A 19,705-nucleotide genomic window follows, 5' to 3' on the forward strand; every position below is an offset into this window, starting at 1 on the left:
ATCGCCGGCCACTTCGCCAGCGCAGGCCGGCACGGACCTCACCCCATCGTAGAAATGGTCACGTACTTTGCCAGGCCGATGGCATATCAAGCCAGCGGCCCGAGTCAATTGCGTCAGGTTATTGTGCCGTGCGGTACTTTCCGGCTGCCGCGACGCGCCGGCGGCGCCGACCCGTGCAGAAAAGCGTAGGCCGCGAAAGAGGCCCGGCAAAGGTAAAAAACCGCCAACGGCGAAGATGCGGTCGCATCAAGGCACGCTGAAACGGAGCCGTGCGGTTGCCCTCCGTCGCGCCCCCCCCTAATCTTCCACCAGCGCCGGGCCTGCGGCCGGCTGCGAAAAGGGAGGCCCTGCGGAATGCTGGACAGCCCGCCGCTCGAAGCGGCCGTTCGTCGGGTGTCGGCCGCGCTCGACCAACTGGAGGCGGCGGTGGAGCGCCGGCTGGGCGAGGAACGCCGGCACGCCGGCCTGGAGGCCCAGGTGCAGGCGCTCGGCGTCGACCGGGCTCGGCTCGCCTCCGAACTCGATCAGATGCAGCATCGCGCCGAAGGGCTCGAACTTGCCAATCGCGACGTCTCCCAGCGCCTGACCGCGGCGATGGAGACTATCCGTGTGGTGCTCGAGGACGCCGAGCGGTGAGCCGCGCCGGCCGCTGACGGCGCAATCGACGTCGCGTTCGGGAATTGTCGAGAGGGTCATGGGACAGGTCAACGTCACCATCAGCGGCCGCCAGTACCGCATGGCGTGCGAGGACGGCCAGGAGGAGCACCTGCGCGGCCTGGCGCAGGACATCGACGCCCGGCTGACCCAGCTCCGCAAGGCGTTCGGCGAGATCGGCGATCAGCGCCTGACCATGATGGCGGCGATCATGGTCGCCGACGAGCTGCACGAGGCCAACCGCACCGTCGGAGCCCTCAAGGCTGACCTTGCCGCGCTGCGTGAGGCGCGGGTGGCGGCGGCGGCCGAGGCCGAGGCCCAGGAGCGGGCGGCGGCGGCGGCGCTGCATGGCGCCGCGCAGCGGATCGAGCGGCTGGCGCGGAGCATCGCCACCGCGCCGCAGGACGGGCCGGGGCTGGGGTGAGGTCGCCACCCGGCCGGAAAAGCGTGGCCTGGGTGACGATGAGGCGGGAAAAACGACAAAGGGGCCTTCCTGTCTGGCGGCAGGCTCCCTAGATTGAGTGAAGCGGGGCTGCGAGGTGCGTTCAGGAGACACGTATCCCCGGGGCCTTATCGATCCGAATGGGAGCTGTCCCTGTCCGGACCCGTGGGTCCGGGCAAACGGCGCCCACCTACTCTGTAGGTATCCCGGGATCGATACTCCGACGGCCATCGTGGCTCCGCACAGTTCCTCCATGTCGTTGTTCCACGCCATTGAAAAGCAGAGCTTGCGCCGCGCCGCGCTGGCGCGGCGCGCGGCGCTCGACCCGGCTGAGCGGGCACGGGCGGCAGAGGCGGTGGTGTTCGGCGGGCTTGCCTTGGCCGCGCGCTACGGCGGCGGTGGCGCGGTCGCCCTGTTCGCCAGCATGAACGGCGAGATCGACACCGGTCCGCTCGCCGCGGCGTTGACCGCGGCCGGCTATGAACTGGCGCTGCCGGCGATCGTCGAGCCGGCAGCGCCGTTGGTATTCCGACGCTGGTCGCCGGGCGAGGATCTGATATGTGGCGCCAAGGGCGTGCTGGAGCCACCGGCCGACGCCGGCAGGGTGGCGCCGACGCTGGTGTTCGTGCCGATGACGGCATTCGACCGGCGGGGGTTTCGCATCGGCTATGGCGGCGGGTATTACGACCGTACCCTCGGCGCCGGTTCGGGCGAGGCGTGGCCGGGAGGGGTGCGACCGGCGGCGGTGGGGCTGGCGTTCGCGGCGCAGGAGGTGTTCCGGGTCCCGGACTTGCCTCATGACGTCCGGCTCGGCGACATTCTCACCGAGCGTGAAACGATTTCTTGCCGGAGTTCGGCCTGATGCGGTTGTTGTTCATCGGGGACGTGGTGGGCCGGGTCGGACGTCAGGCGGTGCTTCAGAGGCTGCCGCGGCTGGTGGCGGACTGGAAGCTCGACATGGTGATCGTCAATGGCGAGAACGCCGCCGGCGGTTTTGGCATCACCGCCGCCATCTACAATGACCTGATCGAAGCCGGCGCCGACGCTGTCACCCTCGGCAACCACGCCTGGGACCAGAAGGAAATGCTGGTCTTCATCGAGCGGGCGCCCCGGCTGATCCGGCCGATCAACTACCCGCCGGGCACGCCCGGCCGCGGCGCCAACCTCATCACCGCCAAGAACGGGATGCAGGTGCTGGTCATCAATGCGATGGGCCGGGTGTTCATGGACCCGCTCGACGATCCGTTCATGGCGGTCGACCGCGAGGTCGCCGCCTGTCCGCTCGGCCAGGCCTGCGACGCCATCGTGGTCGACTTCCACGCCGAGGCCACCAGCGAAAAGCAGGCGTTCGCCTACCTGCTCGATGGCCGCGTCAGCCTGGTCGCCGGCACCCATACCCACGTACCGACCGCCGATTACCGCATCCTTTCGGGCGGTACGGCGTTCATGACCGATGTCGGCATGACCGGCGATTATGATTCCGTCATCGGAATGGAAAAGACTGAGCCGCTGCAGCGGTTCCTGCGCAAGATTCCGTCGTCGCGCTTCGAGGCGGCGGCCGGGCCGGCCACCTTGAGCGGCCTCGCCGTCGAGCTCGACGACAAGACCGGGCTGGCGCAGATGGTGGCGCCGGTGCGGCTGGGCGGGCAGCTCAACATCGCCGTTCCGGCGGACTGGATGCCCGCGCCGCGGCGCGAGGCCGGGCCGGCCGGCCGGGCCAGTTGATAACACCGGAAAGTGCCAACCGAATGGATGCGCCATTGACGACCGAAGCGCCGCGGACCCAGTCGGCGCCGATCAGTCAGATTCTGCGCGGCGTGCTCGACCATGTGGAGGGCGAGACGCTGACCATCGGCGACATCGTCAGCGCGCTCGGCGACCGGGCGATGGCGATCTTGATGATCCTGTTCAGCCTGCCCAACTGCGTGCCGGTGCCGCCCGGCGTCGGGCTGGTGTTCGGCTTCCCGATGATCCTGGTCGCGCTGCAGATGGTGCTCGGGCGACATCTGCCGTGGCTGCCGGGAGTGCTGCTGAACCGCCGGCTCAAGGCGAAAGACTATGCCCGGCTGATGGACGTGGCCGAGCCGCGGTTGAAGCGGGTCGAAGCCTACCTCAAGCCGCGTTACACCTTTCTGTTCTCGGACCTGGCTGACCGCTTTACCGGCGCTTTCTTCGTGCTGTGCGCGGTATCGGTCATTCTGCCGCTGCCGGGCTCGAATTTTCCGCCGGCGGTGGCCGCGGTGCTGATGTCGCTGGCGATCGTCGAGGAGGATGGCGTGGTGTTTTCGATCGGCGTCGTCATCGGTGTGATCGGACTGGCCTACACCACGCTGGTCGGCGGCGCGGTGATCTGGGGCGCGGTGGCCGCCGCCCGGGCCTTCATGGGATTTTGATCCAGTTTCCAATAGGTTATAAGGAAATCCGGCGCTATTTGCAGGCGCCGCAGATGCTTCGCGCCGAACGCCGAGGTCTGGACGGTAATCACCGGCATGCGTTCTGTCCCGGTCATGGCGACGGGGCGGCTTGGGCGGCAATCGGTGGGGATTGGACGCGCCACCAAAACAAAAGGCGGCGCAGCGAATGGAACGCTGCACCGCCTTTCGTGGTTCTGAGCAGATCAGAACAGGATAGCGCCGAGAATCTTGAGAATAATGTAGACAAGGATGCAGCCGACGAAGCCGCTGCCGAAGCCATAGGCGCGCTCGCGCCAGACGTCGAGCACGGACGGGGCGCCCACGGTCTGGCGGAAACTGTTGGTGTCGATGGTGGCGATCTGCTCCAGCGCTTCCGTTTCCTGAGCGGATTCCGGCTTCGCCTTCTGGATGGCCTTGATCTGCTCAAGGGCGAGCGCCAGCTCGGTCTGGTTCTGCTCGGTCTGGCGACGCAGCTCGGCCAACTGCTCCAGCGTCGCCTCGACATTGGTCCGCGCCTTGGCGATGGCGTCGAGGCGGCCCTGCAGGCTCTCGTTGGTGAAAGTCTGGTCGTCCTTGAACAGGCTCAGATTGGGCGCAACTTGGCTGATCGCGGTCACGAATCCGCGAAAATAGCCCTGGAACCCGCGAAATAGCAGGTTCGAGACGATGTTTTCGAAATTGCTCGGCAATGCAGTCATGGCAGCGTCCCCCGTTTGCTGCGTGTTGCGATGTCAGTCGCTTCCGCCTCCCGATAGTGCCTTGAAATATCGGCCCGTGGAAGCCACTCCGGTATCTCGTTGTTTTCTCATCAGAGAATGACGTCCGGAATGGCCCCTTGGGCTGATTCTGGCAAGTCGAATCGCAGGTTTCTTTTCTTCCGGCTTTCCAGCGGCTATAGCGGGCTCCTTCTGAGGCAACGGATTAGCGCGTTCGAACGGCGCGTTCCTCCTAGGTTTCGAGTAGCCCATGGCCGGACATTCGCAATTTAAGAATATCATGCACCGCAAGGGGCGCCAGGATGCGGTGCGCTCCAAGTTGTTCAGCAAGCTGGCGCGCGAGATCACGGTCTCGGCCAAGTTCGGCCTGCCCGACCCCAGCATGAACGCCCGGCTGCGGGCGGCGATCTTGGCCGCGCGCGCCGAGAACATGCCCAAGGACAATATCGAGCGCGCCATCAAGAAGGCTCAGGGCGCCGATACCGAACACTTCGACGAGATCCGTTACGAGGGTTACGGCCCCGGCGGCGTTGCCGTTATCGTCGAGGCGCTGACCGACAACCGCAACCGCACCGCCTCCGAGGTCCGGTCCTACTTCACCAAGCACGGCGGCAATCTCGCCGAGACCGGCGCGGTGTCGTTCATGTTCGACCGTGTCGGCGTGGTTGAGTTCGACGCCGCCAAGGCCGGTGCCGAGGCCATGCTGGAGGCGGCGATCGACGCCGGCGCCGATGATGTGGTGTCGTCGGATCACGGCCACGAGGTCTATTGCGGCGCCGACTCGCTGGCGACGGTGTCGAAAGCGCTGGAGGCGCACTTCGGCGAGCCGCGCAAGACGGCGCTGATCTGGAAGCCGCAGAACCAGGTCGCGGTGGACGATGAGGCCGGCGAGAAGCTCATTCGCCTCATCGAGACGCTGGAAGACAACGACGACGTCCAGCATGTCTATTCCAACTTCGAAATCTCCGACGCGCTGATGGCCAAGATGGGCTCGTGAGCGAGGCCGGTCGCGTCCACGCGCGTTGCCGGACATCCCGCCTCGGGTCGGGGTTTCCGGCGCCGCCTGGTCAGGCGGCGCGCCCCACTGCGGCGGCCGGGGCTGGCGCATGGCTTGCAAGCTCGTCAGGACATGGCGAGGTCTGGGTGCATTTGCCTAAAATTCGCGCAATTACCGGGGCGTTCGGTTCGCCGCTGCTTGCGGCAGCGGCTGGACCCGGCCGCAGCGTTCGGCGCGATGGCAACACCGTCGGTGGGGCCGGATGTAACGATCTTGCGGCGACGCCGATGGCAGCGGAGACTGAGCCGGGGCCGCGCGTCGCTGCCGGCGCTGCTTTGGCCCGGGGTGCTCCCGCTGGTCCGATCGCCGTCGCCAGGCGGGCGGACCGTTTTGCGTGCGTGGCGACAGCGCCATGCGTGCCAAGGACATAACCGAGCCGCCGAGGAACGGCGGCCTGCCGACGTCAACGAGACAGGATCATCGTGATGAAAAGAAGCCTCATTGCCGCCGTCCTCGGCCTTGCCGTTGCGGCCGCTCCGGCCACCGCGCAGGAACTCACCGGAACCCTGAAGAAGATCAAGGAAACCGGCACCATCACCATCGGCCACCGCGATTCGTCGATCCCGTTTTCCTATTACGACGACAAGCAGCAGGTGGTCGGCTACGCCATGGATCTGTGCTACCGCATCGTCGACGCGGTGAAGGCGGAGCTGAAGCTGCCCGACCTCAAGGTGGTGCTCAACCCGGTGACCTCGGCAACCCGCATTCCCTTGATGGCCAACGGCACCATCGACCTTGAGTGCGGCTCGACCACCAACAATCTGGAACGCCAGAAGCAGGTCGGCTTCACCATCACCCACTTCGTGACCGCGAACCGCTTCGTCTCGAAGAAGGCGAACAACCTGAAGACGCTGGCCGACCTCAAGGGCAAGACCATCGTCTCGACCTCCGGCACCGCCAACATCAAGCAGATCAACCAGATCAATGCCGAGCAGAACCTCGGCATGACGATCCTGGCGGCCAAGGACCACGCCGAGGCCTTCCTGATGGTGGAGACCGACCGTGCCGTCGCCTTCGTGATGGACGACATCCTGCTCTACAGCCTCGCCGCCAGCTCCAAGGCGCCGAAGGACTACGTCATCTCCGCCGAGGCGCTGTCGGTCGAGCCCTACGGCATCATGCTCCGCCGCGACGATCCGGAGTTCAAGGCCGTGGTCGATAAGGCGATGGTCGAAACCTACAAGTCCGGCGCGATCGAGCCGATCTACAAGAAGTGGTTCGAAACCGCGATTCCGCCGCGCGGGGTCACCCTCGACGTGCCGCTGGGCGAGGTGTTCGCCAAGGTGATCGCCAACCCGACCGATTCCGGCAATCCCGCCGACTACAAGTGAGTTCGAGGCGCCGGGGCTCGCCCTGGCGCCTTCCTTTTCCTGCCTGGCGAGGTGACGCGTGAATTATCATTGGAACTGGGCCATCTTCTGGGAGCCGTCGCCGGAGGGCTGGGGCACCTACGCCGACATGCTGCTGTCGGGGCTGTTCTGGACCCTCGCCACCTCGCTCGTCGCCTGGATCATGGCGCTGGTGCTGGGCGTCGTCGTCGGCGTGATGCGCACGATGCCCTACCGCATCCCCGCCGCGATCGGTTACGTCTATGTCGAGCTGTTCAGGAACATTCCGCTCCTGGTGCAGATGTTCCTGTGGTTCTTCGTGATGCCGGAGCTGGTGCCGGCCGAGCTTGGCCGCTGGCTCAAGCAGATGCCCAACGCGCCGTTCTTCAACGCCGCGCTCAGCCTCGGCTTTTTCACCTCGGCGCGTGTCGCCGAGCAGGTGCGCGCCGGCGTCGAGGCGCTGCCGCGCGGCCAGCGGATGGCCGGCACGGCGCTCGGCCTGACGTTGGCGCAGGTCTACGGCTACGTCCTGTTGCCGATGGTGTTCCGCATCATCCTGCCGCCGCTGACGTCTGAATTCCTCAACTGCATCAAGAACTCGTCGGTGGCGCTGACCATCGGCCTGATGGAGCTGACGGCGCGGGCGCGCTCGATGCAGGAGTTCTCATTCCAGGTGTTCGAGGCCTTCACCGCGGCGACACTGCTCTATGTCGTTCTCAACCTCGTCGTGACGTTCGGCATGCGCTGGCTGGAGAAGTCGGTGGCAGTGCCGGGCTATATCGGTTCGAGCCGGGCGTGAGGCAGTGATGTTTGCCAATTTCGACTTCGATGTCATCGTCCGCTCGCTGCCCTACCTGTTCCTCGACGGCATGACCTTCACGCTGATGCTGACGGGGCTGTCGCTGGTGGGCAGCCTGTTCATCGGCACGCTGATCGCGCTGATGCAGCTCTCCAGCTACAGGGCGCTGTCGCTGCTGGCGGTGGGCTACGTCAACCTGATGCGCGCGCTACCGCTGGTTCTGATCATCTTCTGGTTCTACTTCCTGTTGCCATGGATCGGGCAGTGGGTGACCGGGGCGTCGCGGCCGATCCAGGTCGGCGCCTTCACCTCGGCGCTGGTCACCTTCATCGCGTTCGAGGCGGCCTATTTCGCCGAGATCATGCGCGCCGGCATCCAGTCGATCCCCAAGGGCCAGATCGCCGCCAGCCAGGCGCTCGGCATGACCTATTGGCAGACCATGGTCGACGTCGTGCTGCCGCAGGCGTTCCGCAACATGATCCCGCTCATCCTGACCCAAACCATCATTCTGTTTCAGGACACCTCGCTGGTTTACGTGTTGTCGATCCCGGATTTTCTCGGCGCCGCCAGCAAGGTCGCTCAGAGGGACGGTCGTCTTGTCGAGATGTACACGTTCGCGGCCGTAGTCTACTTCATCATTTCGTTCGCTGCATCGACCTATGCTCGCCGTCTGCAAATGCGGATCGCGGTTGTGCGCTGAGGAGTTCTGTGATGTCCGCCATGATCGAGATTTCCGGCGTCAGCAAATGGTACGGCCCGATCCAGGTGCTCAAGGACTGTTCGACCCGCGTCGAAAAGGGCGAGGTGGTGGTGGTGTGCGGCCCGTCCGGTTCGGGCAAGTCGACGCTAATCAAGACCGTCAACGGGCTTGAGCCGTTCCAGCAGGGGCGGATCAGCGTCGACGGAATCGACCTGTCCGCCAAGACCACCAATCTGCCCAAGCTCCGGGCGCGGGTCGGCATGGTGTTCCAGCATTTCGAGCTGTTTCCGCACCTTAAGATCATCGAGAACCTGCGCCTCGCCCAGGTCAAGGTGCTGGGGCGCTCGGTCGAGGAGGCCAACGCCAAGGGTATGGCGCTGCTCGATCGGGTCGGCATCAAGATGCACGCCGACAAGTATCCCGGCCAGCTCTCCGGCGGTCAGCAGCAGCGCGTGGCGATCGCCAGAGCGTTGGCGATGGATCCGATCGCCATGCTGTTCGACGAGCCGACCTCCGCGCTCGACCCCGAGATGATCAACGAGGTGCTCGACGTCATGGTGGCCCTGGCCAAGGAGGGCATGACCATGATGGTGGTGACCCACGAGATGGGCTTCGCCCGCAAGGTCGCCAACCGCGTGGTGTTCATGGACGCCGGCGAGATCGTCGAGGACGCCCACAAGGAGGAGTTCTTCGGCCGGCCGCGCAGCGAACGGGCGCAGGCGTTCTTGTCCAAGATCTTGTCGCACTGACCAAGCGCCCCTGTCGCACCCTGCGGCAGGTCGGCGTGGGGCATAGGTTCGAAGGAAAGCCGGCGGTGGTGCGGCCTCGGCATTCCGCATCGGAATGCCGAAAGCGCCTGCCGCCGGGCCAACTTGCGGTGACGGGAGCCGTAGCGCCGCATTTCGGCCCGACTGAGCCGGCAAGCCAGCGGCCACCTTTGATAGAGCTCGTTCGGGCCATGCGCGGCCACCGGACGCCGTTCCCCTTGGGGCAGTTGCCAGCTTGGTCCATTCCATGCCGAAACCCTCGATCCGCCTTGTTCCGGCCGTCCGCCGGCTGTTCGCAGTGTTCGCGCTGTGCCTGTTGCCGCTGTCGGTGCCCGCGGCGTTCGCCCAGGGTTCGCTCGACGACGCCCGCACCCAGGTCGAGAAGGCGGAGGAGAACCTGACGCGCGAGAATTTGCGCGATCGCGACCTCGAAGAGATCAAGCTGCAGCTCGATCCGCTGCGCGATGTGCTGCAGGCGCGCGTCAACGAACTCGAGCCGCGGGTCCGGGAGGTCGGTGTCCGCCTCAAGGAACTCGGCAAGAAGCCGGACGCCGAAGCGCCGCCGGAGGATGCCAAGCTCACCGCGGAACGTGAGGAGCTGGAGAAACGTGTCAGCACGCTCGACGGCGAGCTGAAGCAGGCCAAGCTGCTGCTGCTGCGCTCCGAGCAGCTTGCCGACCGCGTCACCGAACGCCGCCGCGCGCTGTTTGCCGCCGAGGTGTTCTCGCAGACCTCCGGCATCCTCAACCCGCAGTTCTGGACGCGAACGATCGCCGCGCTGGCGCTTGAGGCGCGCGGGGTGGCGTATCTGTTCAGCGACTGGTGGGCGTGGGTGGAGGCCAAGGGTGGCGAGAGCGCGCTGGTGCCGCCGGCGATCGCGCTCGGCATGTTCGGCGTCGTGTGCCTGTTGATCGCCCGGTGGTGGCGACGGCGGCGCCCGAGCGACGTGTCGTTCGACGCGCCGCGGATTGCGCATGCCCGCGCCGCCTGGCACGTCTTCTTGGCCGGGGCGATCCCGGCCACCGCGGTCGCCGCGGTGGTGCTGACGGTGTTCCGGGTCAGCGAGCTGTTGTCGCCGCGCATGCTCGACCTCGGCCATAGCATCGTTCTTGCCGTCGGCCTCGCCGCGCTCGCTCACGGCGTCAGCGATGCGGTGCTGGCGCCGGGCCGCAAGGCGCGGCGGCTGCTCGACTTCGACGCCGACCGCGCTGTGCAGCTTCATCAATTGGTGGTGTGGTCATCGCGCGTGTTCGCCGCGGCTATCGTGGTCAACGCGCTGCACAAGGCGGTGGTGGCACCGCTGTCGCTGACGCTTGCCACCAGTGCGGTGATGACGCTGGCGATCACCGCGTTCACCGCTTGGACGCTGTGGGCGACCAAGCCGGAGGAGCCGTCGGACGAGGAGGATGCCGCCCCCGACGGCGAGGCGGACGAGGACGTCAATTCGCGCGCCCAGCGCCTGCTGCGGCTGTTCGGCTGGATCGTCGTGCTGGTTTGCGTCGTCGCGCTGGCGGCCGGCTATGTCGGCTTTGCCGCCTTCTTCATCGGTCGGCTGGTGATCGCCACCGTGTTGATCGGCATCGTCTACCTTGCGTTTGCCATGATCGACGCCACGGTGTCGGAAGGCATGATGGCGACCACGGTGCGCGGGCGGCGGGCGGCGGGCATGGTCGGGGTGTCGCCGGCGACGCTCGAAGTCATCGCCACCATCGTGTCCGGCCTCGTCAAGGTGGTGCTGTTCACCTTTGCCGCGGTGGTGGCGGTCGGGCCGTGGGGCGTGCACGTCGTCGACATCACCTCGACCTTCTCGGAAGTGTTCTTTGGCGTTGAGCTCAACACCATCGTCGTTCCAGTCACCGCGGTGGCCGGCGCCATCGCGCTTCTGTTCGGCGTACTGGTCGCAACCCGCCTCACCCAGGGCTGGCTGGAGCGCAACCTTCTGCCGCGCACCCGCATCGAGCCGTCGCTTCAGCACTCGGTGAAGCAGATCATCGGCTACATCGGCATCATCGTCGCGGTGATCCTGGCGCTCGGCCAGATCGGCATCGACCTGCAGAACATCGCGCTGGTTGCCGGCGCGCTGTCGGTCGGCATCGGCTTCGGCCTACAGTCGATTGTCTCGAACTTCGTCTCGGGCCTGATTCTGCTCACGGAACGGCCGATCCGCGTTGGCGACACCATCGCGGTGAAGGGCGAGGAGGGCTATGTCCGCCGCATCAGCGTCCGGGCCACCGAGATCGAAACGTTCGAGCGTTCGAGCGTGATCATCCCCAACACCGACCTGATCACCGGCGTCGTCAAGAACTGGACGCACGGCAGCCCGACCGGGCGCATCATCATCGCCGTCAACATTCCCTACGACACCGACCCCGACGAGGTGCGCGACATCCTGATCGCCGCGGCGTGCGAGCACCCGCAGGTGCTGAAGAGCCCGCCGCCGCGGGTGTTCCTCCTGAAGTTCGGCGACACCGCGCTGCAGTTCGAATTGCGCTGCATCGTCAGCAACGTTGATTATTCGCTAACCGTCCGCAGCGATCTTCACTTCGCGATTCTGTATCGCCTGCGCAAAGCCGGCATCGTTCAGCCGGTGGTGCCACCGCTGCCCGAACTGGTGCGGCGACCGGCGGAGGCGTCACCGGAGACTTTAACGTCATGACGTTGCTGAAGAATGCGCCGGCCGTGAGTCTGACCCGGCGTGGACTGGTTGCTGCCGGGCTCGGTGCCCTGGTCGCGGCGTGCGGGACCACCGATGTCGAACTGCCGGACGCGCCCGGCTACAACGCCTCGCTCACCAAGCCGGGCGCCAAGCTCGACCGCCAGCTTGCGGTCGAACTCGTCAACTCGTTCCGCGCCAGCAACGGGCTCGGCGGGCTGGCGCCCGATCCGCAGCTCAACGCGCTGGCCGAGGAGCAGGCCCGCGCCATGGTTGCGGCCGGCAAGCTGTCGCACGAGATCGGCGGCGCGCTGACGACCCGGCTGCGCCGTGGCGGCTATCGGTTCACCTCGGCCGGGGAGAATATCGCCGCCGGCCAGGACACCCTGCTCGACGTGTTCGGCGGTTGGCGGGCGTCGCCCGGACATCGCTCGGTGATGCTCACGCGCGATGTCACCCGCATCGGCATCGCCGCGGTGCAGGCGCCGAACTCCGCTTACAAGATCTTCTGGGCGATGATCGTCGCGACGCCGGCTGGCTGAGCGGGTGCGGTTCCGCATTCGGGCCAATAGTTCGATATAAAACCAATTTCCGGTCGTTTCCGACATGCGCTAGCGTGACCGCCTCGAGGAGGAGGTGCCGATGGCGCTGCTGCCCGACCGGTGCGATTATCAAAGCCTGCGGACTGGCTTCCGCTGGCGCATTCCCGAACGCTACAATATCGCCGTCGACGTCTGCGACCGATGGGCCGTTGCCGACCCCGAGCGGCAGGCGCTGACCTTCGAGCATACCGGCGGCGGTGTCGAGCATGTCAGCTACGGCCGGCTGGCCGAGCTGTCGAACCGCTTTGCCAACGCGCTGGCTGCGCACGGCGTCGGCCGCGGCGACCGGGTGGCGGTGCTGCTGCCGCAGACGCTTCAGACCGTGGTGACCCACCTTGCCGTCTACAAGCTGGCGGCGATCGCGGTGCCGCTCGCGGCGCTGTTCGGCCCCGATGCCATCGGCTATCGCCTTGGCGCGGCCGGCGCCAAGGCGCTGGTCACCGATGGGTGCGGCCTTGCCAAACTGGCTGACGTCACCGAGCCGTTGCCGGAGCTCGAGCTGGTCGTCTCGATCGAGGCGGAGGCCGACAAGGCTGTGCGCTTTTCCGCGTTGGTGGAAGCCGGCTCGCCGCGCTTCTCGGCCGAGCAGACCTCGCCGGACGATCCGGCGCTGATGATTTTCACCTCAGGCACCACCGGCAATCCCAAGGGGGCGCTGCACGGCCATCGCGTGCTGCTCGGCCACATTCCCGGTGTGCAGATGTTCCACGAGTTTTCGCCGCAGCCGGGCGATAAATTCTGGACACCGGCCGACTGGGCGTGGGCGGGCGGCCTGCTCAACGTGCTGCTGCCCGGGCTCAAGCTCGGCGTGCCGGTGGTCGGGCGGCGGTCGGAGCGGTTCGATCCGGAGGATGCCTACCGGCTGATGGCAACGCACGGCATCGCCAACGTGTTCATGCCGCCGACGGCGCTGCGCATGCTGCGTGCGGTGCCCCCGCCGTCGGGGCGCCACCAGTTGCGGCTTCGCACGCTCGGCTCGGGCGGCGAGCAGCTCGGCGCCGAGACCTACGAGTGGGGACGGGCGGCGCTCGGCCTGACCATCAACGAGTTCTACGGCCAGACCGAGTGCAACCTGGTGCTGTCGTCGTGCGCGGCGATCGGGGTGTCGCGGCCGGGCGCGATCGGCCTGCCGGTGCCGGGGCACGACGTGGCGGTGATCCGGCCCGATGGCACGGTGTGCGCCACAGCCGAACCAGGCCAGATCGCGGTGCGGCGGCCGGACCCGGTGATGTTCCTGGAATATTGGGACCGGCCGCAGGCAAGCGCCGACAAGTTCGTGGGCGACTGGATGACCACCGGCGATCAGGGCGTGCGGGACGACGACGGCTACATTCATTTTGTTGGCCGCGACGACGACGTCATCACCTCTTGCGGCTATCGCATCGGCCCCGGCGAGATCGAGGACTGCCTCCTCAAGCACCCGGCGGTGGCGCTGGCGGCGGCGATCGGCAAGCCCGACCCGCTGCGCACCGAGATCGTCAAGGCGTTCGTGGTGGTGAAGCCGGGGGTCGAAGCGACCAAAACATTAGCCGGCAATATACAGGCTTTCGTTAAGGAACGGCTGTCGGCGCACGAGTATCCCCGCGAGGTGGAATTCATCGACGAGATGCCGATGACCACCACCGGCAAGATCATCCGCCGCCGGCTACGCGACCAACCCTGACACCGATATTTGCCGGGTGGGCGGCCGGCTTGGCGGAACGATCGGCAGGAACGACGAGCCGGAACGGATTGATACGGTTTCCAACTGATCAGGATGGGAGCGCGGCATTCCGGTCGCCGGAAAGCCATTCCTGATCAACGGCGTATTTGTGGGATGCGGCGGCCGGGGCGGGCATGGATCAGGCAGAAACCAAATCAATCGCGCGGCGGCAGCGCCTCGCGGAGCTGCCACGCCGGGCGGAAAACTGCGGTGGCCGAGACAGTGGCCAACGATGCTTGCCGTAGAGTCTCCTGCCTCACAAGCCGGCTAGCAAGGTGTTGGCGCCTTTGTTTTCCGCAACGGCAGAATGGCCGCGCCCTGCGGAGGTGTCCGAGCCTGAACTGTCGCACACCGCTGCGGCAAGATGCGGCCGCCGGTCGCGCTGCCACGTTCTTCATTCTCTGCCTGCGGCACCTGGGCAGGCCTTCGCGGTCTCGCTCCGACGTCCTTCGGTGAGGGCGAGGCTCGGCCTTCCGGGGGCCTTGGCGGCGGCGGGTGGAGTGGGATCCGGCACGGCGCTGGCGTCGGCGTCGCTGGCCATCACCCTGGGGCAGCAGGGGAATTATTTGCTGGTGTGTGCGGCGGGCGAGCCGGCAGCGTCCGCTGAGTCAACATGTGCTCCAACGGAAACGCCGGCTAACGACCGTGGTGCGGATGGCGCAAGGCCTGCAGGCGCCGGCGTTTGCGGCAGAATCTTAAGCACTGCCGCAGACGGCGCGGCGGCGAACGCCTCGGTGGCGGCCGGGGCCCGTTTGACTCAACGGGAATAGAAGAATCCTCTCCCCGGTCGGCGACGGCGAGAAAACGAAAAGTAGACTGATTCTAATACCGAGACGCACCCAGTGGCCGGAACGTGTGACGGCAGGGGTTTTGGACCGACTCGCAAAGCCGGCGGCGGGGAGGGCGCTCAATCACCGGCGCGTCCTCGGATTGGGCCGCCGCCGGTACCATCAAACGGGCGCAAATGCGTGTCAGTCCCGATAGCCCGCGGCCCGCGATTTCCAGGAGACATTTATTCTCTGGAATCCTATATGTTTACCACACTGAGTCGCGTGGCGGCGAGCGTGGGGTACGCGCCGCGGTGGTTATGCCCAGATTCTTTCGAGTCGGCCGCGTGTGGCCGGGGCGAGAGACTCGGGTTGATTGTGTCGCCGTAAAAGTTCGCGGCGGAGTCGTTGGCGTTAACCGTCTTTTAACCACGTAGACGTATCAGTTACCCGTGCCCCTTTGTGGGCGCAGAACATGACCTCAGGGCCATAGAGCCCTCAGACAGAGCTTGGAGACCGACTATGACTCTGACAAATCTCCGACTGACGGAAAAAATCACGCTGCTGGTGCTGGGTATTGCTCTGTTCGTCGGTGTCGCGATCGCTTCGGTTGGCGATTGGACTTTGCGTCGTGTCGGCACCGACCTGAAGCAGGCCCGCCTGTCTCACATCAATACGGCGCAGATCAGCGCCAGCGACGCCATCACCCCTGTGGTGCGCGCGGACGGCCGCGTCGTCGGCATGCTGGTGGTGCGCGGCGGCGCCGATGAGGCGACCGTGATCAAGGCTTCGGCCGGCACCGCCGTCCCGGGCAAGGACATCATGTTCATCTCGGCCGCGGCAATGAGCGCGGACGAAGCGACCGCCCCGATCGACCAGATGCGCTCGACCCTGCTCGGCGCCACCGCCGTCATCATGGTGCTCGCCGCCATGTTCGGCCTGATCGTCGCCCGCTCGGTCACCGATCCGCTGTCCCGCCTGACCTCCGACGTGAAGCGTCTCGCCAAGGGCGACACCAACCTCAAGTTCGTCGACACCAGCCGCAAGGACGAAATCGGCGAGATGTCGCGCGCTCTGGAGACCGTTCGCGAGTCGATCATCGAACTCGGCCGCAACAAGAGCTCTGCCTCCCAGAGCCCGATGTTCTCGGGTCTTGGCATCGACTCCGCGCTGAACTCCGCCCTCGACAACCTCAGCCGCATGTTCTTCGACTTCGGCCGTGGCGTGCTGCGCGCCCTGGAGTTCGTCACCGGCGAGTTCCTGTCGGCGGGCCGCGACGTGTCCAAGGAAGTGTCCAAGACCGACGTCTACAAGAACGTCAAGGGCTTGATCGTCCCCGGCAAGGCCTGATCGACTGAACGGTTCTCCCAAGCTTCTGTCACCCCGTCCTCGAGCGCCCGGGCGCCCGAGGCGGGGCCGGAAGACGGGGGACAAAACGAGGCGGAGCGGAAGCTCGGCCGTCTACGACAACACCGCAGCGTGGGGTGGCGAAGGCGGAACGTGGATTTGCTGGGGGCCTATCCGGAAAGGCCGCCGTCAAGCCACGACACGCCGATCACCGCGCCACGGACGACCAGAACGACGGACCAGATCGAGCGACAACACGGCGATCGTTGCCGCGCCACTGAATGAACGGTCGAGACCACCTCAGGGTTCGCCCCCCAGGCGCCGCTGCCAAACCACCAGCCGGGTTTGTGACGGATGCCGCGAAGGACCCAAGGTGGGTGGCGAGCCGGCATCCGGCCCCACCGGGGGCAGGCTCAACGGGCGGACGCAATATCCGCCTGCCGCCGGAGATCGACGAGCGAAGGGCCTTTCCGCGCTGGGACGCGGAAGTCCGATCGGAGCAGACGGCCACGGCAGCGTGCCCGGCCAGGCATTCCGGGCCACCTCCACGAAAGCGGCAGTCGCGTCGCCACCAGGGCGGCCAGCCAGTGGGTTGGCTTTTCCTGCGGACGGCAGAGGGCCGTGTCGGGTTGAAATTGCGGGCCTTGATACGAAATCCGGCCGGTCAGGCCGGCGTTTGGTGTTTCGGTGAGTTTGTTTCCGGCTAGGGGCGTGATGTTCCGGAAACAGAATGGGCGGAAGGGTGCCCTCCGCAAGCCGGCTCAGGCCGGTGGGCGGAGAGCGAGTTCGAGAGTCACAGAGACCGCGCCGTCCTGCCGCGCCCGATGCCCGGCAGGGACCACGCGCTTCCAGGTGCCCGACGCCAAATGAAGCGTTCGCCGTCGTCCCGGCCGAGGCTTCAGCCGAGAGCCGGGACCGTACGCAGGAGAGGCCCCGCCGGCCCCAGGCGCCAGCCCGGCCACCAGCCGCCGCGCGTCGGCTTGGCCGAAGGACGGCACCGGCACGGTACTAAAATCCGGCCACTGTGCCGGCGGCGTGTGCCTTAAAAAAAGCGCAAGCCGGGGACCGCAAGCGGATTGGTGGTGAGCGCCGCTGCGTCCGGCGTGTCGATCTGCGGCGTGCCGAGAAATGCCGAAAACAGCCGCCGAACCACAGCGGCGTCGAGGTCGCGCGCGATCAGCACCAGCCGGGTGCGGTCGTCGCCGTCCGGCCATGCCGGCAGTTCCACTGGCGGATGGACGATGTGCTGCACGCCGTGCACAACCACCGGCCGGTCGGGGTGCTCGGCCAGCTTTACCACCCCCTTGAACCGCAGCAGATTGGGGCCGTGGGCGGCGCGCAGCAGATCAAGGAAGCCCTCGAACGCAGCAGTGGAAATCGCCTGCTCGGCGGTGACGGTGAAGGCCCGGATGCGCTCGTCGTGACGATTGGTGTCGCTGCCGCCGTCGCGGGCCTCGGCCGCCGCGACGGCGTCGGCTGACAGCCACTCGGCAAGGCGCAAGGCGCGGCCGTCGCCAGCGTGAGCTGGGTCGAACCCGGCGCCGAGCAGCGCGGCGGTGAGATTGCTCTGCGCCGAATCGACGCGCGATGCCGCCGGCGCCAGCCGATCGAGCCGCGTCGCGAGCGCCGCGGCTGCAGTGCCGTTCGGTCCGCCCTCGACGAGGTCGGTCTTGGTCAGCACGATGCGGTCGGCGATCGCGACCTGTTTGACCGCCTCGGGGTGGGCGTCGAGCGTGGCGGCGCCGTTGACGGCATCGACCATGGTGATGACCCCGGCGATGCGGAACCGCAGCGACAGATAGGGATGGGCGAGCACGGACAGCAGCACCGGCGCCGGGTCGGCGAGGCCGGTGGTTTCGATCACCACGCGACCGATCTGCGGGCTACGGCCGTTGTCGATGCGCCGCAGCAGGTCCTCCAGCGCGCCGACCAGTTCGCCGCGAACCGAGCAGCACAGGCAGCCGGACGACAGCATCACCACGCCGTCGTCGACATGCTCGACCAAAAGATGGTCGATCGCGACCTCGCCGAACTCGTTGATCAGCACCGCGGTGTCGGCGAGAGCGGGGTCGCGAAGCAGGCGGTTGAGCAGCGTCGTCTTGCCGGCACCGAGAAATCCGGTGAGCACGGTGAGCGGGAGCGGCGCGGGCGGGTTCGTCATCGAAGGCCTCAATACGGCGTGGCTACGACGTTTGACAGGGCCTGACCCCCGTTTTGGCCCCGCCACCACCGGCGCCCAGGCCGCTGAGTCAAGGTCCGGTCGCCGTCGCCTCGAAAACAAGATGTCAAATTCGGCGCCAGCCGAGGTTGGGGGCTGTCGCCGGAGGGGCCAGGCTCCCCAAACCAGCCGCGGCTCCGATGATCGAGGCGGCGGTGGCGCTGTGGCCGGGCCGAGACGGCTGAGGCCGCTAGAACCGCGGCCGCGGCGGTGGCAACGGCACCGTCGCGCCGACGGATGCGGGCGCATAGGCGTTTCCGCCGGAAGGCGAACTGACGGCGCCGGCGCTGGAGCCAAGCCCGCGGCCGCCGGCGACGCCGGCGGTCACCGGGATGGCGGTTGGCGCGATCCGGCGGGGCACCGCGACCTGAACCGCACCGCCGCTGCCGCCAGGGGCGATTCCGGCCAGCAGGGTGTCGCCGCGCGCCGGCCCGAGATAGACCGGAACGGCATCGCCGAGCACCACCGGGCCGAGCAGGCTGGGACGGGCGGCGGCGGTTTGCGACGGGGTGGGCCGGTCAACGCGCACCGCGGCGTAGATGCCGTCCGGGTCCGAATTGCTCGCCGCTGCGGCGGGCCCGTCGTCATCGTTCTCCGTCGCGCGCTTTCGGCCCTTGCCGCACACCACGTCGCGCATGTCGCCCGGCTCGCTGGCGACATTGTCGAGCTGGTCGAGCCGGGGCGGGGACGACGCGAAGAAACTGAAGCTCGGCTGGAAGCCGCGTTCGAACAGCGCCGCCGCGGTCTCGTTGCGGTCGTTGGCGGTGGCGCCGCCGAACACCACCGCGATCAGGCGCCTGCCGCCGCGGGTCGCGGTCGCGACCACGTTGAAGCCGGAGGCGCAAATGAAGCCGGTCTTCATCCCGTCGGCGCCGTCGTAGCGATGCAGCAGCCCGTTGTGGTTGCGCATCTTGATCTTGCCGAGTTTGATCGCCGGCAGGCGGAACAGCGCCTCGGCCTCGGGGAAGTCGCGAATCAGCGCGCGCGCCAGCACGGCCATGTCGCGCGCGGTGGTGAATTGCTCGGGGTTGGGCAGGCCGTGCGGATTGGCAAAGTGCGATCCGGTCATGCCAAGCCGCTGGGCGTGGGCGTTCATCTGCGCGGCGAAGCCCTCGACCGAGCCGCCGAGGTTCTCGGCGATGGTGACGGCGACGTCGTTGGCCGACTTCACCATCAGCATGCGCAGAGCATTCTCCAGCGTCAGTTGAGTGCCGGCCTTGAACCCCATCTTGGAGGGATCCTGCGCCTCGGCATTGGCGGAGAAGGTGATCAGCGTCTCAGGCCGAACGTGCCCGGCCCGCATTTCCGACAACGCGACATACGTGGTCATCAGCTTGGTCACCGAGGCGGGGTACCACGGCCGGCCGGCCTCGCGCTGAAACAGCACCTCGCCGCTGTGGGCATCGACCAGCAGCGTCGGCGCGGCGGTCGCCTGTGTCGCCACCGCCACCGCCAAACCGAGCCCGGCGAGGCCGCGGCGCCACACCGCCGAATCAAACCAAACCGTCGGCAACACCCGACCCCCGTGCTGACTTGGGA

17 protein-coding genes and 1 other RNA gene are annotated in these 19,705 nt (G+C 67.0%); 15 read left to right on the forward strand and 3 right to left on the reverse strand.

Features of this window, described 5'->3' with window-relative positions; all coding sequences use genetic code 11:
• Positions 1-354 precede the first annotated feature (354 nt).
• The 6 genes from BVIR_RS01175 (at position 355) to BVIR_RS01195 (ending at position 3,489) form a co-directional block, all read left to right on the forward strand.
• On the forward strand, positions 355-636 hold the full coding sequence (locus tag BVIR_RS01175; protein WP_055036082.1) for a DUF4164 domain-containing protein: 282 nt from the start codon (positions 355-357) through the stop codon (positions 634-636).
• A gap of 58 nt (positions 637-694) precedes the next feature.
• Positions 695-1,078, forward strand: a complete 384-nt coding sequence (locus BVIR_RS01180; protein WP_055036083.1) for a cell division protein ZapA — start codon at positions 695-697, stop codon at positions 1,076-1,078.
• A gap of 102 nt (positions 1,079-1,180) precedes the next feature.
• Positions 1,181-1,339: non-coding RNA, 6S RNA (gene ssrS / locus BVIR_RS16210), on the forward strand.
• 10 nt (positions 1,340-1,349) lie between these two features.
• Positions 1,350-1,958, forward strand: a complete 609-nt coding sequence (locus tag BVIR_RS01185) for a 5-formyltetrahydrofolate cyclo-ligase (RefSeq protein WP_055036084.1) — start codon at positions 1,350-1,352, stop codon at positions 1,956-1,958.
• Positions 1,958-2,821 carry a TIGR00282 family metallophosphoesterase gene (locus BVIR_RS01190; RefSeq protein ID WP_055038588.1) on the forward strand — a complete coding sequence of 288 codons (864 nt, stop codon included), beginning with the start codon at positions 1,958-1,960 and terminating at the stop codon, positions 2,819-2,821. The genes BVIR_RS01185 and BVIR_RS01190 overlap by 1 nt, the downstream gene beginning before the upstream one ends.
• A gap of 35 nt (positions 2,822-2,856) precedes the next feature.
• The gene (locus tag BVIR_RS01195) at positions 2,857-3,489 is read left to right on the forward strand and encodes an exopolysaccharide biosynthesis protein (protein WP_169788564.1); all 633 of its coding nucleotides are present in this window, start codon (positions 2,857-2,859) and stop codon (positions 3,487-3,489) included.
• A 224-nt stretch (positions 3,490-3,713) separates the two neighbouring features.
• Here BVIR_RS01195 and BVIR_RS01200 read toward each other — a convergent pair whose 3' ends face one another.
• Positions 3,714-4,208 carry a hypothetical protein gene (locus BVIR_RS01200; RefSeq protein WP_055036086.1) on the reverse strand — a complete coding sequence of 165 codons (495 nt, stop codon included), beginning with the start codon at positions 4,206-4,208 and terminating at the stop codon, positions 3,714-3,716.
• Positions 4,209-4,476: 268 nt separating this feature from the next.
• On the opposite strand from BVIR_RS01200, the gene BVIR_RS01205 reads away from it, so the two are divergent.
• From BVIR_RS01205 to BVIR_RS01245, 9 genes are all read left to right on the forward strand, one after another.
• The gene (locus tag BVIR_RS01205; RefSeq protein ID WP_055036087.1) at positions 4,477-5,223 is read left to right on the forward strand and encodes a YebC/PmpR family DNA-binding transcriptional regulator; all 747 of its coding nucleotides are present in this window, start codon (positions 4,477-4,479) and stop codon (positions 5,221-5,223) included.
• Between the two features lie 485 nt (positions 5,224-5,708).
• Entirely contained in the window at positions 5,709-6,614 is a 906-nt protein-coding gene (locus BVIR_RS01210) for an amino acid ABC transporter substrate-binding protein (protein ID WP_055036088.1), read from the forward strand.
• Positions 6,615-6,672: 58 nt separating this feature from the next.
• Positions 6,673-7,410, forward strand: coding sequence for an amino acid ABC transporter permease (locus BVIR_RS01215; RefSeq protein WP_055036089.1), 738 nt, complete (start codon positions 6,673-6,675; stop codon positions 7,408-7,410).
• 7 nt (positions 7,411-7,417) lie between these two features.
• Positions 7,418-8,110 (forward strand): amino acid ABC transporter permease, encoded by a 693-nt coding sequence (locus BVIR_RS01220; RefSeq protein ID WP_055036090.1) that lies wholly within the window; start codon positions 7,418-7,420, stop codon positions 8,108-8,110.
• 20 nt (positions 8,111-8,130) lie between these two features.
• Positions 8,131-8,859, forward strand: a complete 729-nt coding sequence (locus BVIR_RS01225; RefSeq protein WP_055038589.1) for an amino acid ABC transporter ATP-binding protein — start codon at positions 8,131-8,133, stop codon at positions 8,857-8,859.
• A gap of 265 nt (positions 8,860-9,124) precedes the next feature.
• Positions 9,125-11,533 carry a DUF3772 domain-containing protein gene (locus BVIR_RS01230; protein WP_055036091.1) on the forward strand — a complete coding sequence of 803 codons (2,409 nt, stop codon included), beginning with the start codon at positions 9,125-9,127 and terminating at the stop codon, positions 11,531-11,533.
• Positions 11,530-12,072 (forward strand): CAP domain-containing protein, encoded by a 543-nt coding sequence (locus tag BVIR_RS01235; protein WP_055036092.1) that lies wholly within the window; start codon positions 11,530-11,532, stop codon positions 12,070-12,072. The genes BVIR_RS01230 and BVIR_RS01235 overlap by 4 nt, the downstream gene beginning before the upstream one ends.
• Before the next feature lie 106 nt (positions 12,073-12,178).
• Entirely contained in the window at positions 12,179-13,795 is a 1,617-nt protein-coding gene (locus BVIR_RS01240) for an AMP-binding protein (RefSeq protein WP_055038590.1), read from the forward strand.
• A gap of 1,328 nt (positions 13,796-15,123) precedes the next feature.
• Positions 15,124-15,951 (forward strand): HAMP domain-containing protein, encoded by an 828-nt coding sequence (locus tag BVIR_RS01245; protein ID WP_055036093.1) that lies wholly within the window; start codon positions 15,124-15,126, stop codon positions 15,949-15,951.
• 1,039 nt (positions 15,952-16,990) lie between these two features.
• On the opposite strand, the gene BVIR_RS01250 is transcribed toward BVIR_RS01245, so the two are convergent.
• Complete coding sequence (locus tag BVIR_RS01250) at positions 16,991-18,109, reverse strand: CobW family GTP-binding protein (RefSeq protein WP_055036094.1); 1,119 nt, start codon at positions 18,107-18,109, stop codon at positions 16,991-16,993.
• A gap of 247 nt (positions 18,110-18,356) precedes the next feature.
• Entirely contained in the window at positions 18,357-19,682 is a 1,326-nt protein-coding gene (locus BVIR_RS01255; protein ID WP_082416541.1) for a D-alanyl-D-alanine carboxypeptidase family protein, read from the reverse strand.
• Positions 19,683-19,705 lie beyond the last annotated feature (23 nt).

The organism is Blastochloris viridis (assembly GCF_001402875.1).
GTDB lineage: Bacteria > Pseudomonadota > Alphaproteobacteria > Rhizobiales > Xanthobacteraceae > Blastochloris > Blastochloris viridis.